This is a genomic window from Pantoea sp. UBA6567 (assembly GCF_002434165.1).
Taxonomy (GTDB): domain Bacteria; phylum Pseudomonadota; class Gammaproteobacteria; order Enterobacterales; family Enterobacteriaceae; genus Pantoea; species Pantoea eucrina.
The window spans coordinates 1-12,621 of record NZ_DJJN01000005.1 but is presented as its reverse complement, the minus strand read 5'-3'; the positions used below and the strand labels follow the sequence as shown (position 1 = coordinate 12,621).

General features: G+C 56.1%; 10 protein-coding genes, 1 tRNA gene and 1 pseudogene. 3 read left to right on the top strand and 9 right to left on the bottom strand.

Annotated elements, in window-relative coordinates:
• Window positions 1-119 precede the first annotated feature (119 nt).
• Complete coding sequence (gene ilvC, locus B4M48_RS05315; RefSeq protein ID WP_039381116.1) at window positions 120-1,595, bottom strand: ketol-acid reductoisomerase; 1,476 nt, start codon at window positions 1,593-1,595, stop codon at window positions 120-122.
• A gap of 164 nt (window positions 1,596-1,759) precedes the next feature.
• Between ilvC and ilvY the strand changes: the two genes are divergently transcribed.
• Window positions 1,760-2,641: an HTH-type transcriptional activator IlvY gene (ilvY, locus tag B4M48_RS05310; RefSeq protein ID WP_039381119.1), complete on the top strand. Its 882-nt coding sequence runs from the start codon at window positions 1,760-1,762 to the stop codon at window positions 2,639-2,641.
• On the opposite strand, the gene ilvA is transcribed toward ilvY, so the two are convergent.
• The 6 genes from ilvA to ilvL form a co-directional block, all read right to left on the bottom strand.
• Entirely contained in the window at window positions 2,642-4,189 is a 1,548-nt protein-coding gene (gene ilvA / locus B4M48_RS05305; RefSeq protein ID WP_071669255.1) for a threonine ammonia-lyase, biosynthetic, read from the bottom strand. It lies immediately after the preceding gene.
• A 4-nt stretch (window positions 4,190-4,193) separates the two neighbouring features.
• Window positions 4,194-6,044 (bottom strand): dihydroxy-acid dehydratase, encoded by a 1,851-nt coding sequence (gene ilvD / locus B4M48_RS05300; protein WP_039381124.1) that lies wholly within the window; start codon window positions 6,042-6,044, stop codon window positions 4,194-4,196.
• A 61-nt stretch (window positions 6,045-6,105) separates the two neighbouring features.
• A complete protein-coding gene (locus tag B4M48_RS05295) occupies window positions 6,106-7,035 on the bottom strand; it encodes a branched-chain amino acid transaminase (protein WP_039381127.1) in 930 nt (309 codons plus the stop codon).
• Between the two features lie 18 nt (window positions 7,036-7,053).
• A complete protein-coding gene (gene ilvM, locus B4M48_RS05290; RefSeq protein WP_039381130.1) occupies window positions 7,054-7,311 on the bottom strand; it encodes an acetolactate synthase 2 small subunit in 258 nt (85 codons plus the stop codon).
• Window positions 7,308-8,954 carry an acetolactate synthase 2 catalytic subunit gene (ilvG, locus tag B4M48_RS05285; RefSeq protein WP_039381132.1) on the bottom strand — a complete coding sequence of 549 codons (1,647 nt, stop codon included), beginning with the start codon at window positions 8,952-8,954 and terminating at the stop codon, window positions 7,308-7,310. The genes ilvM and ilvG overlap by 4 nt, the downstream gene beginning before the upstream one ends.
• A 149-nt stretch (window positions 8,955-9,103) precedes the next feature.
• Window positions 9,104-9,202, bottom strand: coding sequence for an ilv operon leader peptide (gene ilvL, locus B4M48_RS05280; RefSeq protein ID WP_071669254.1), 99 nt, complete (start codon window positions 9,200-9,202; stop codon window positions 9,104-9,106).
• A 327-nt stretch (window positions 9,203-9,529) separates the two neighbouring features.
• Here ilvL and B4M48_RS05275 point away from each other — a divergent pair.
• Window positions 9,530-11,049, top strand: a pseudogene (locus B4M48_RS05275) (YifB family Mg chelatase-like AAA ATPase).
• A 28-nt stretch (window positions 11,050-11,077) separates the two neighbouring features.
• Here the strand turns inward: B4M48_RS05275 and B4M48_RS05270 are convergent.
• A complete protein-coding gene (locus tag B4M48_RS05270; RefSeq protein WP_039381138.1) occupies window positions 11,078-11,416 on the bottom strand; it encodes a DUF413 domain-containing protein in 339 nt (112 codons plus the stop codon).
• Between the two features lie 121 nt (window positions 11,417-11,537).
• Between B4M48_RS05270 and hdfR the strand changes: the two genes are divergently transcribed.
• On the top strand, window positions 11,538-12,359 hold the full coding sequence (gene hdfR, locus B4M48_RS05265; RefSeq protein ID WP_039381140.1) for an HTH-type transcriptional regulator HdfR: 822 nt from the start codon (window positions 11,538-11,540) through the stop codon (window positions 12,357-12,359).
• A gap of 128 nt (window positions 12,360-12,487) precedes the next feature.
• Here hdfR and B4M48_RS05260 read toward each other — a convergent pair.
• Window positions 12,488-12,563: transfer RNA gene (locus B4M48_RS05260), tRNA-Trp, on the bottom strand.
• Between the last annotated feature and the right edge of the window lie 58 nt (window positions 12,564-12,621).

The following is a 12,621-nucleotide window of genomic DNA, read 5'->3' as shown; positions in this document are numbered from 1 at the left end:
CGTTGTACCGGGACGGTGCGGCGTTGGGCGCCATTAATGGCGCCCCTACGGGAGGTGTGGCGCAATAAAAAACCCCGGCAAGCCGGGGTTTGATAAGGCTGAAAATTGTCGGTGGGAACTTAGCCAGCTACCGCGATACGTTTCATATCGGTCATGTAGCCACGCAGCTTGCGACCAACGGTTTCAATCGGATGCTGACGAATCGCTTCGTTAACGTCGCGCAGCTGTGCGTTATCAACCTGAGTGCCTTCTGTCGCTTTGCCCAGATCGCCCGGCTGCAGCGTGGTCATAAACTCCTCCAGCAGCGGTACAGCGGCGAATGAGAACAGGTAGTTGCCATACTCAGCGGTATCGGAGATCACCACGTTCATCTCATACAGGCGCTTACGTGCGATGGTGTTAGCAATCAGCGGCAGCTCATGCAGCGACTCATAGTATGCAGACTCTTCAATGATGCCGGCATCTACCATGGTTTCAAACGCCAGCTCAACGCCCGCTTTTACCATCGCGACCATCACCACGCCTTTGTCGTAGTACTCCTGCTCTTCGATTTTGCCCTCAAACTGTGGCGCATTTTCAAACGCCGTTTTACCGGTCTCTTCACGCCAGGTCAGCAGGTTTTTATCATCGTTCGCCCAGTCAGCCATCATACCGGAGGAGAATTCACCCGAGATGATATCATCCATATGCTTCTGGAACAGCGGAGCCATGATCGTTTTCAGCTGCTCAGAAAGCGCCCAGGCACGGATTTTTGCCGGATTAGACAGGCGATCCATCATCAGCGTAATACCGCCAAACTTCAGTGATTCAGTGATGGTTTCCCAGCCGAACTGGATCAGTTTTTCGGTATAGGCGACATCGTGCCCTTCAGCCACCAGCTTGTCGAAGCAGAGCAGCGAACCCGCCTGCAGCATACCGCACAGAATGGTCTGCTCACCCATCAGATCCGATTTTACTTCCGCTACAAAGGAGGATTCCAGCACGCCTGCGCGGTCACCGCCGGTAGCCGCAGCCCAGGCTTTCGCGATAGCCATGCCTTCGCCTTTCGGATCGTTTTCCGGGTGCACGGCGATAAGCGTCGGAACACCAAAACCGCGTTTATACTCTTCACGCACTTCTGTACCCGGGCACTTCGGTGCCACCATCACCACGGTGATGTCTTTGCGGATGGTTTCGCCCACTTCAACAATGTTAAAGCCGTGCGAGTAGCCCAGCGCAGCGCCATCTTTCATCAGGGGCTGAACCGCCTTCACAACAGAAGAGTGCTGTTTGTCTGGCGTCAGGTTAACCACCAGATCCGCCTGCGGGATCAGCTCTTCATAGGTACCGACTTTAAAACCGTTTTCTGTTGCTTTGCGGAACGAGGCGCGCTTCTCTGCAATCGCTTCTGCACGCAGCGCATAGGCTACATCCAGCCCGGAGTCGCGCATATTGAGCCCCTGGTTCAGGCCCTGTGCGCCGCAGCCCACGATCACTACTTTTTTACCTTTCAGGAAGCTGGCGCCATCGGCGAACTCATCGCGCGCCATAAAGCGACATTTGCCCAGCTGCGCTAACTGATTGCGCAGGTTTAATGTGTTGAAGTAGTTAGCCATGGGGTACTCCGCATCAATGTTGTGTTTGCATTATTGTCTGATAGCGGCGCCTGTTTCAGCGCTGCGAATGACCCCATCATATGACAGGAAATCCATTGCTTAAATTGATATATTAACAACGTTACGTTGCAATTTTTGCAATACGAAATGTCAGGAGATCCCGGATGGATTTACGCGATTTAAAACTCTTTCTGCATCTGGCAGAAAGCTGCCATTTTGGCCGTACGGCACGCGCCATGCACGTCAGCCCCTCTACGCTGTCGCGCCAGATCCAGCGGCTGGAAGAGGATGTCGGCCATGCGCTGTTTCTGCGTGATAACCGCACCGTGACGCTGACGGAAGCGGGTGAGCGGCTGCGCCAGTTTGCCCAGCAGACGCTGCTGCAGTATCAGCAGCTGCGTCACGTCATGGATCTCAACGGCCCCTCGCTAAGCGGTGAGCTGCGTCTGTTCTGCTCGGTGACTGCCGCTTACAGCCATCTGCCGCCGATTCTCGATCGCTTTCGCGCTGAACATCCGCAGGTGGAGATCAAGCTCACGACCGGCGACGCGGCGGACGCCATTGAGATGGTGCAGTCTGGCGAGGCGGATCTGGCCATCGCCGGCCGGCCGGAGTCGCTGCCCGCCAGCATCGGCTTTACACCGCTGGGGCTGATCCCGCTGGTGCTGATTGCACCGGCGCTGCCCTGCCCGGTACGCAGCCAGGCCACGCAGACGGAGCCCGACTGGTCGCAGATCCCGTTTATTATTCCGGATCAGGGACCGGCGCGGCGCGGCATCGATCTCTGGTTCCGGCGCTATCGTCTCGCTAATCCGCAGATCTACGCTACGGTGGCGGGCCATGAGGCGATTATCTCTATGGTGGCGCTGGGCTGCGGAATTGCGCTGGTGCCGGATGTGGTGCTGGAGAACAGCCCTGAGCCGGTGCGAAACCGGGTTATGACGCTGGAGAACGTGGAGTCAGTGGCGCCGCTGCAGCTGGGCGTTTGCGTACAAAAAAAGCGGCTCGGGGAGCCGCTGATTCACGCGTTCTGGCACCTGCTCTGATTACTGCCCGGCGAGAAAGAAACGGAACGCCGGATTATTCGCCTCATCGTGCCACTCGTAACCCAGTGCCGTCAGGTGAGTTTCAAAATCGGGTTCTTTATCATTCACTTCAAATGCCGCCAGCACGCGACCAAAATCGGTGCCGTGGCTGCGGTAGTGGAACAGTGAGATATTCCAGTGCGCGCCCAGCGTCTGCAGAAACTTCAGCAGCGCGCCCGGCGCCTCCGGGAACTCAAAGCTGAACAGCCGCTCGCGCAGCGGTTTTGACGGACGCCCGCCGACCATATAACGCACATGCAGCTTGGCCATCTCATCATCAGAGAGATCCACCACCTGGTAGCCCCCTTCAGTAAGCTGACTGATGATCTCGCCGCGCTCTTCAAGGCCGCGCGTCAGACGCACGCCGACAAAGATGCAGGCGCTGTCCGCATCCGCATAGCGGTAGTTGAATTCCGTGACCGATCGGCCGCCCAGCGTCTGACAGAACGTCAGAAAGCTGCCCTGCTGCTCAGGAATGGTCACCGCCAGCAGCGCTTCCCGCTGCTCTCCCAGCTCGCAGCGTTCGGAAACATAGCGCAGGCCGTGGAAGTTGACGTTGGCGCCCGACAGCACGTGTGCCAGGCGCTCGCCTTTGATGTCGTGCTGCTGGATATACTTTTTCATTCCCGCCAGCGCCAGCGCACCTGAGGGTTCCGCCACGGCCCGCACATCCTCAAACAGATCTTTCATCGCCGCACAGATGGCATCGCTGTCAACGGTGATGATGTCGTCGAGATACTCCTGGCAGAGCCGGAAAGTTTCGCTGCCGATACGTTTCACCGCCACGCCCTCGGCAAACAGCCCGACGCGCGGCAGATCCACCGGCTCGCCCGCCGTCAGCGCAGCTTTCAGGCAGGCGGAGTCTTCAGACTCCACCGCGATGACTTTGATCTGCGGCATCAGCTGTTTAATCAGCACCGCCACGCCGGCTGCCAGCCCGCCGCCGCCAACCGGAACAAATACGCGATCAAGATGCGCATCCTGCTGCAGCAGCTCCATCGCCAGCGTGCCCTGCCCGGCAATCACCGCCGGATGGTCAAACGGCGGCACAAAGGTGTACCCCTGCTGCTGCGCCAGCTCAATCGCTTTGGCTTTCGCCTCATCGAAATTTGCGCCAAACAGAAAGGCTTCGCCGCCAAACGCCCGCACCGCATCGACTTTGATATCCGCCGTGGTGACCGGCATGACAATCAGCGATTTAATTCCCAGCGTGCTGGCTGAGAGTGCAACCCCCTGCGCGTGGTTACCGGCAGAAGCGGTCACCACGCCGCGCGCTTTCTGCTCTTCGTTTAATCCGGCGATCATCGCATAGGCACCGCGCAGCTTGAAGCTGTGCACCGGCTGCCGATCTTCACGTTTCACCAGAACGGTGTTGCCGAGCCTTGATGAGAGTTTCTCCATCTTCTGCAGCGGCGTTACCTGCGCAATTTCATAAACCGGCGCACGCAGAATGGCACGCAGGTATTCCGCGCCGCCAGGCGACGCAGACAGGGGTTGAGACTCAGCCATACCATCAGCCTCCCAGCTTCGACTTGTCGCGCACTGCGCCTTTATCCGCGCTGGTCGCCAGTGAGGCGTAAGCACGCAGCGCAAAAGAGACCTGACGTTCGCGATTATGCGGCGTCCAGGCGGCTTCTCCGCGCGCAGCTTCTTCTTCACGACGGGCGTGCAGCTCATTATCCGGTACCGCCAGCTTAATGCCGCGATTCGGGATATCGATCTCAATCAGATCGCCATCTTTTACCAGCGCAATGGTGCCGCCGCTTGCCGCTTCCGGCGAGGCGTGGCCGATAGAGAGGCCAGATGTGCCGCCAGAGAAGCGCCCGTCGGTGATCAGCGCGCAGCTTTTGCCAAGGCCCATCGACTTCAGATAGGTCGTCGGATAAAGCATCTCCTGCATGCCCGGCCCCCCTTTTGGCCCTTCGTAGCGAATGACGACGACATCACCGGCCACCACTTTACCGCCCAGGATCGCTTCAACGGCATCATCCTGGCTTTCATAGACTTTAGCCGGCCCTTTAAAGGTCAGGATCTCTTTATCGACGCCCGCCGTTTTAACGATACAGCCATCTTCTGCCAGGTTACCGTACAGAACCGCCAGGCCGCCATCCTGTGAGTAGGCGTGTTCGCGCGTACGGATACAGCCCTCAGCGCGATCGTCATCCAGCGTGTCCCAGCGACAGCTTTGCGAGAAAGCCTGCGTGGTGCGGATGCCCGCCGGACCGGCGCGGAACATATCTTTTACGGCCTGGTCCTGCGTCAGCATGATGTCGTACTGATCCAGCGTTTCACGCATCGTCTGCTGCAGAATATTGCGCGCGCTGGTGTCAATCAGGCCAGCCCGATCCAGCTCGCCAAGAATACCGATTACGCCGCCGGCGCGGTGCACATCTTCCATATGATATTTCGGAGTGCTGGGCGCCACTTTACACAGCTGCGGTACTTTACGTGACAGGCGGTCGATATCGGAGATATTGAAGTCGATCTCGCCCTCCTGCGCCGCCGCCAGCAGATGCAGTACGGTATTGGTGGAGCCGCCCATGGCGATATCCAGCGTCATGGCGTTCTCAAATGCTGCTTTGGTCGCGATATTACGCGGCAGCATATTGGCGTCATCCTGCTCGTAGTAGCGTTTGGTCAGGCTCACAATGCGTTTACCGGCATTGATGAACAGCGCTTTACGATCGGCGTGGGTGGCCAGCAGCGAGCCGTTGCCCGGCTGTGACAGGCCCAGCGCTTCTGTCAGGCAGTTCATGGAGTTAGCGGTAAACATTCCGGAGCAGGAGCCGCAGGTTGGGCAGGCTGAGCGCTCAATCTGCTCACTGTCGGCGTCGCTGACGTTGGGGTTCGCCCCCTGAATCATCGCATCTACCAGATCCAGCTTGATGATCTGGTCGGAGAGTTTGGTTTTCCCCGCTTCCATCGGGCCGCCGGAGACAAAGATCACCGGAATGTTGAGGCGCAGTGCCGCCATCAGCATGCCCGGGGTGATTTTGTCGCAGTTGGAGATACAGACCATCGCATCCGCGCAGTGGGCGTTGACCATATACTCTACGGAGTCGGCGATCAGCTCACGTGACGGAAGTGAATACAGCATGCCGCCATGTCCCATGGCGATACCATCATCTACCGCGATGGTGTTGAACTCTTTTGCCACACCGCCCGCTGCTTCAATCTGCTCTGCAACCAGCTTGCCGAGGTCGCGCAGGTGCACGTGCCCTGGTACAAACTGTGTGAATGAGTTCACTACCGCAATAATCGGCTTGCCGAAATCATCATCGGTCATTCCGGTGGCGCGCCACAGGGCACGGGCACCCGCCATATTACGGCCGTGGGTGGTGGTGGCTGAACGGTACTTAGGCATGCTCTATTTACTCCAGTCTGAAAAATGACGCGGGCGCTGCTGCCCCCGCGCTGATCTCTTGTTACGGATTAACCTGATCCAGCCAGCCATATTTATCTTCGGTTTCGCCGGTAAACAGGCCAAAGAACGCTTTCTGAATTCGGGTGGTCACCGGACCACGCTTGCCTTCGCCGACCTGAATGCCGTCAACGCTGCGCACCGGGGTGATTTCAGCAGCGGTGCCTGACATGAAGATCTCATCGGCCAGATAGAGCGACTCGCGTGACAGCACCTGCTCGCGCACTTCAATACCGAGATCGTGCGCCAGCTTGATAATTGCATCACGGGTGATGCCAGGCAGAGCGGAAGAGGTAAACGGCGGCGTAAACAGGATGCCATCTTTGACTTCAAACAGGTTTTCGCCTGCGCCTTCAGAGATGTAGCCCTGCGTATCCAGCGCGATCCCTTCCTGATAGCCGTGGCGGCGTGCTTCGCTGCCCACCAGCAGGGAGGAGAGATAGTTACCGCCCGCTTTGGCTGCGGTAGGCAGTGTGTTAGGCGCCACGCGATTCCACGAAGAGACCATGGCGTTGATACCCTGCTCCAGCGCTTCCGGACCGAGGTAGGCTCCCCACGGGAAAGCCGCAATAATCACGTCAGTGGTAAAACCGTCCGGCGGGTTAACGCCCAGGCCTACATCGCCGACAAACGCCAGCGGGCGGATATAGGCACTCTTCAGATTGTTAACGCGGATCACTTCGCGGCAGGCTTCCATCAGCTCATCGACGCTGGCTTTGATGGGAAAACGATAGATTTTTGCGGAGTCGTGCAGACGCTGCATATGTTCACGGTGACGGAACACTACCGGGCCTTTGTGCGAGTCGTAGCAGCGTACGCCTTCAAACACGGAAGTGCCGTAATGCAGTGCGTGAGACATAACGCTGACCTTGGCGTCTTCCCACTTAACCATCTCTCCGTTGAACCAAATAAAGTCTGCTTTCTTCGTACTCATCGTTATGTCCTTTGGCGACTAAGCGCGGATTTGTTGTGTTGTCTGCTGCTGGATCTCGACACAGGCGACATCCAAAAGTTTGCGTAACTGAGAAGACAGTAAATCGACTGAGCGCTGGCTGGCAACGGTCATTTCGATATTAATATTGTCTGCGTTGCTGGCGGAGCCCATATTCATCGCGCAGACCTGAAAGCCGCGGTGGCGAACAACGCGTAAAATGCGCTCCAGCACTTCCGGGCGAAAACGGGCTTCAATTGATAACTGATGCTGATTCATATGCTCTTCTCCATCATGTTTGCGTTGCTGGCACCCGGCGGGACCAGTGGCCAGACGTTTTCATGCTCATCAATCGAAACATGCAGGAAATAAGGTCCTTCGCTGTTCAGCAGAGCATCAATCGCGGCGTCAACTTCATCTTTACGGCTGATACGCTGGCCTGGAATATCAAACGCGCGGGCCAGCATCAGAAAATCGGGGTTATCGGTCAGGATGGTCTCGCTATAGCGGCCATCGAAAAACAGCTGCTGCCACTGGCGCACCATGCCCAGCCGCTGGTTATCCAGCAGCAGAATTTTTACCGGCAGCTGTTTGCGTTTAATCGTGCCCAGCTCCTGAATGTTCATCATGATGGAACCATCACCGGAGACGCAGATTACCGTATCATCAGGGCGGGCAATCTGCGCCCCCACGGCTGCCGGCAGACCAAATCCCATGGTGCCGAGACCGCTGGAGGTGATGAAATTTTCCGGCGCGCTGAACTGCATATGCTGCGCGGTCCACATCTGATGCTGACCCACATCGGTGGTCACAACCGTACTGTCCGGTTTGCGATCGGAAACCTGCTTCAGCAGCAGCGGTGCGTAAATAGCGTCACCGGGATGATCGTAGCGCCAGCTAAACTCCGCTTTCATCGCGCGGACTTCCTGACGCCATGCATCGATCTGCAGAGGCATACTCAGCGCGGGCAGTATCTGCCGGAGGTCGCCTGGCAGCGAAACATGAGCACGGCGCAGTTTGTTCAGCTCCGCCGGATCGATATCGATATGAATAACGCTGGCATGCGGGGCGAAGGTATCCAGCTTGCCGGTCACGCGGTCATCAAAGCGGGCGCCTACTGCAATCAGCAAATCGCACGACTGTACGGCAAGGTTGGCCGCTTTAGTGCCGTGCATGCCCAGCATCCCGAGATAAAGCTCGCTGCTGCTCTCTGCACAGCCAAGCCCTTTCAGGGTTGAGACGACCGGGATGCCGCTTTCTTTTGCCAGCGCACGCAGTGCCGGTACCGCCTGCGCCATACCCACGCCACCCCCTACATAGAGGATGGGTTTTGCCGCACGTGCCATTAAGGCGCGCGCGTCATCAATGTGCTGCGGCGAATGGGAAAGCGTCTCCTCAACCGGCAGCAGATGGGGCGTCAGTTCCGCGCTGGCAATCTGGATATCTTTTGGGATATCAACCAGTACCGGCCCCGGGCGTCCCGACTGCGCGATAGCAAAGGCTTCGGCCATCACTGAAGGCAGATCGTCAAGCGATTCAACCAGAAAACTGTGTTTGGTGCAGGCCAGCGACAGCCCAAGGACGTCAATCTCCTGAAAAGCGTCGGTTCCCATCACAGCGGATGAAACCTGTCCGGTGATGGCTACTACGGGAACAGAATCCATCATCGCATCCGCCAGGCCAGTGATCAGGTTAGTGGCTCCCGGACCAGAGGTTGCGATGCAGACGCCGGTTTTACCCGTAGCACGGGCATAGCCGATAGCCGCTATCACCGCGCCCTGCTCATGACGGCACAACAGATGTTCTACGCCGCCATCATATAGCGCATCGTACACGGGCATGATAGCGCCGCCAGGATAACCGAACACGGTATCAACGCCCTGCGCGCGTAATGCCTGAACTACCCATTGTGCACCTGTCATGGTTATTCTCCTGTAATCCTGTGAGAACAACAGAATTTTATGCTACTGCTCATAATCTGCTCCTCGCTAATCAGCTGATAGTTTGTCTGGTCAAAAAAAAACCCCCGGACCTTTCGGTGCGGGGGTTTTTGGGATTTCAGACTTGATTTTTAAGCCTTTCTTTCTCCAGACGCAGCCCCGCACGGTGGGTTAATAATCACCACCACGCTAATCACGACTAGGCTAATCACGGATAGAAGGGCTTTCATACGTTGTCTTTTTTTCACTTGTTCGAAGTAATGCCTACAGAGTTATCATAGTTACCGGGTCATTTACAATAATTTTCATCAGCCAATTTTTCGCGGTTCTGATGCAATCATCGTTATCACCTTGTAAAAACTAGGTTATTCAGATTTGTGATAAATATTCATCACGCCCGGCGCGTAATTGCATAATGCTTAGCGGAAGAGATCGCTCATTTTTGGCGAAAACAGTGAAACAATAGAGAAAAATATGGAATAAGGCGGTCAAAATGGCACAACCGGGATCGCAGATAGCGCGCTGAGGAGCAAGGATAGAGGCAACAAGGAGGGGTGATGTCTTTATCTAAAGTTCTGACCCGTGCGGACTGGGAATCGAAGCGCCGCTGGTAACCGTCGAGGTTCATATCAGTAATGGATTGCCTGCGCTGACGCTGGTCGGCCTGCCTGAAACCACGGTTAAGGAGGCTCGCGAACGGGTACGCAGCGCTATTATTAATAGCGGATTCAGCTTTCCGGCCAAACGTATCACCATCAATCTGGCGCCTGCTGACCTGCCTAAGGAGGGTGGTCGCTACGATCTGCCGATTGCTATCGCGCTTCTCGCAGCCTCAGAACAGCTGCCAGGGGATAAACTTACGCGCTATGAGTTCCTGGGTGAGCTGGCGCTTAACGGCGCGCTCTGTGGCGTGCAGGCCGCAATTCCGGCCGCTATGGCAGCGCTCAGAGCCGGCCGCCAGATGATTGTTGCTGAACAGAATCAGCAGGATGTGGGATTAATCCAGCAGGGCGAAACGCTGACCGGCGTGCATCTTAGTGAAATATGCGCTTTTCTGCACAATCAGACCACGCTCAGAGTGGCGCAGACCGTTGCCGAAGAGGCCACGGACTCACCGCAGGATCTGCGTGACGTTATTGGTCAGCAGCAGGGACGACGCGCGCTGGAGATTGCAGCAGCAGGCGGACATAATCTGCTGCTGCTCGGACCACCCGGTACAGGCAAAACGATGCTGGCGACGCGTCTGCCGGGCATTATGCCCCCGCTGGACGACGGTGAAGCGCTGGAGTGTGCGGCAATTGCCAGCCTGGTCAGCAATGGTGAACAGCGCGCTCAGTGGCGCAAGCGCCCTTTCAGGGCACCTCATCACAGCGCCTCACTCTATGCGCTGGTTGGCGGAGGCTCTATACCCCGCCCGGGTGAAATATCACTGGCACACAATGGCGTACTGTTTCTGGATGAGTTACCGGAATTTGATCGCCGCGTCCTTGATGCGCTGCGTGAACCTATTGAATCAGGCGAAATTGCGCTCTCCCGTACGCGGGCTAAAGTGACTTATCCTGCGCGCTTTCAGCTGATAGGCGCAATGAACCCCAGCCCCACCGGGCATTACCAGGGCAATCACAACCGCTGTTCACCACAGCAGGTACTGCGTTATCTCAGCCGGTTGTCAGGGCCCTTTCTGGACCGCTTTGATTTGTCGCTTGAGATTCCGCTGCTGCCAGGCGGTACCCTGAGTCAGCAGGCTGTCACCGGCGAGAGCACTGCACAGGTCAGGGAACGGGTGCTGGCAGCCAGAGCACGACAGCAGGCGCGCGCTGGCAAAATTAATGCCCATCTTACTAATGCGGAGATCGCGCGCGACTGTGCGTTGTTACAGGCTGATGCAGAGTGGCTGGAAGGAATACTTAATACGCTGGGTTTGTCGGTGCGTGCATGGCAGCGCATCCTGAAAGTGGCCAGAACCATCACCGATCTTGCCGGGGAAACACAGATAGTACGGCCACATCTGCAGGAAGCGGTGAGCTACCGCAGTATCGATCGTTTAATGATTTATCTGCATAAGACGCTGGAATAAAAACGGGGCCGTTCAGAGCCCCGTTTTATCAGTCATCACTGTCGCTGAAATCTTCAACCGTATCCATCTGCGGCTTGCCACCCGAGAGGGTGTGAAAGCGCTTAGGACGCTTGATGCGGGCGATATACTTAGACCAGACGCGCTCTGCTTCGGTCAGCGGCTCACGTTGTCCGCGGCACACTTCAAGAAACGACCGCTCTTCTTCTGTTACCGGTTCGCGTTTTGCCAGATCAAGCTCATTAAAAGCGTATCCGTGACGCTCCAGAAGCTGGGCTTCTTTAATGGTGAAATCACCGTGACGTGAAAATCCACGTGGATAATGTTTGTTATCGAAGAAACGATTTGTTGTTGCGAAGCTTTCCGCCATTTTACACGCTCCTGATTCTCATATGGCCGTGCTATTTATGGCGCGGAGTATTAGATAGGCTTGACAGAGTGTAAAACAAAACATTTAAATCAGTACGACAAACAAATTTTGGGAGAATAGTGTGGATACGGAATTACTGAAAACTTTTCTGGAGGTGAGCAGAACGCGTCATTTTGGACGTGCTGCGGAGGCGCTGTACCTTACGCAATCTGCTGTCAGTTTTCGCATCCGTCAATTGGAAAACCAGCTGGGCGTAAATCTCTTTACCCGCCATCGTAATAACATCCGCCTGACTTCAGCAGGTGAGCGGTTATTACCTTATGCGGAAAGCCTGATGAGTACCTGGCTGATGGCAAAGAAAGAGGTTTCGCATACGCAGCAGCATCATGAGCTCTCAATCGGTGCCAGCGCTTCCCTGTGGGAGGCTTATCTCACGCCCTGGCTTCAGACGCTCTATGAGAACCGTGAGAGCCTGCATATGGAAGCCCGTATTGCCCAGCGTCATCTGCTGGTTAAACAGCTGCATGAGCGGCAGCTTGATCTGCTAATCACCACGGAAGCGCCAAAAATGGATGAGCTGACCAGCCAGCAGATTGGTCATATTTCACTTGCTCTGTTCCGGGCGCGTAAAACGGAAAAACGCGAGAAGTATGATTATATCAAACTGGAATGGGGCGCAGATTTTCATCAGCATGAGAGCTATTTGTCGAGTGATGATGTTCCGGTATTAACCACGACATCGGCACATGTAACGCGGGAACTGTTACACACTACCGGGGCCTGTGCTTTTTTACCCGATTCCTGGCAGGGAATATATAACGATATTGTGCCGATCCCTGATACACCGGTAGCGGTGCGTCCGCTATATGCCGTCTGGCTGCAGAATAGCGATCAGCAAACGCATATCCGCCAGCTGCTCAAATTTCCGGTTCTGACGCACTGAGATAGCAGATTGAGAAGGGTCTGAAGCTGTGAAAGCGGGCGCAGACTCTTTCTTTTTTTGAAAGGATGCAGAAGGATCCTGAATTTCAGGCAAAAAAAAATCCTTTGCCGAAGCAAAGGATTGTTTTCTGGCAGGGGCGGAGGGACTCGAACCCCCAACACCCGGTTTTGGAGACCGGTGCTCTACCAATTGAACTACGCCCCTAAATAGGGTCGCGGAACGGTCGGGGCTTCAACCCGCGACCCCCTGCGTGACAGGCAGG

Bases quoted from the DNA above. Each gene is read 5' to 3' on its own strand.
- ilvC (WP_039381116.1), bottom strand. From the start codon at position 1,595: ATGGCTAACTACTTCAACACATTAAACCTGCGCAATCAGTTAGCGCAG.
- ilvD (WP_039381124.1), bottom strand. From the start codon at position 6,044: ATGCCTAAGTACCGTTCAGCCACCACCACCCACGGCCGTAATATGGCG.
- ilvY (WP_039381119.1), top strand. From the start codon at position 1,760: ATGGATTTACGCGATTTAAAACTCTTTCTGCATCTGGCAGAAAGCTGC.
- ilvG (WP_039381132.1), bottom strand. From the start codon at position 8,954: ATGACAGGTGCACAATGGGTAGTTCAGGCATTACGCGCGCAGGGCGTT.
- B4M48_RS05270 (WP_039381138.1), bottom strand. From the start codon at position 11,416: ATGGCGGAAAGCTTCGCAACAACAAATCGTTTCTTCGATAACAAACAT.
- ilvL (WP_071669254.1), bottom strand. From the start codon at position 9,202: ATGAAAGCCCTTCTATCCGTGATTAGCCTAGTCGTGATTAGCGTGGTG.
- B4M48_RS05295 (WP_039381127.1), bottom strand. From the start codon at position 7,035: ATGAGTACGAAGAAAGCAGACTTTATTTGGTTCAACGGAGAGATGGTT.
- ilvA (WP_071669255.1), bottom strand. From the start codon at position 4,189: ATGGCTGAGTCTCAACCCCTGTCTGCGTCGCCTGGCGGCGCGGAATAC.
- ilvM (WP_039381130.1), bottom strand. From the start codon at position 7,311: ATGAATCAGCATCAGTTATCAATTGAAGCCCGTTTTCGCCCGGAAGTG.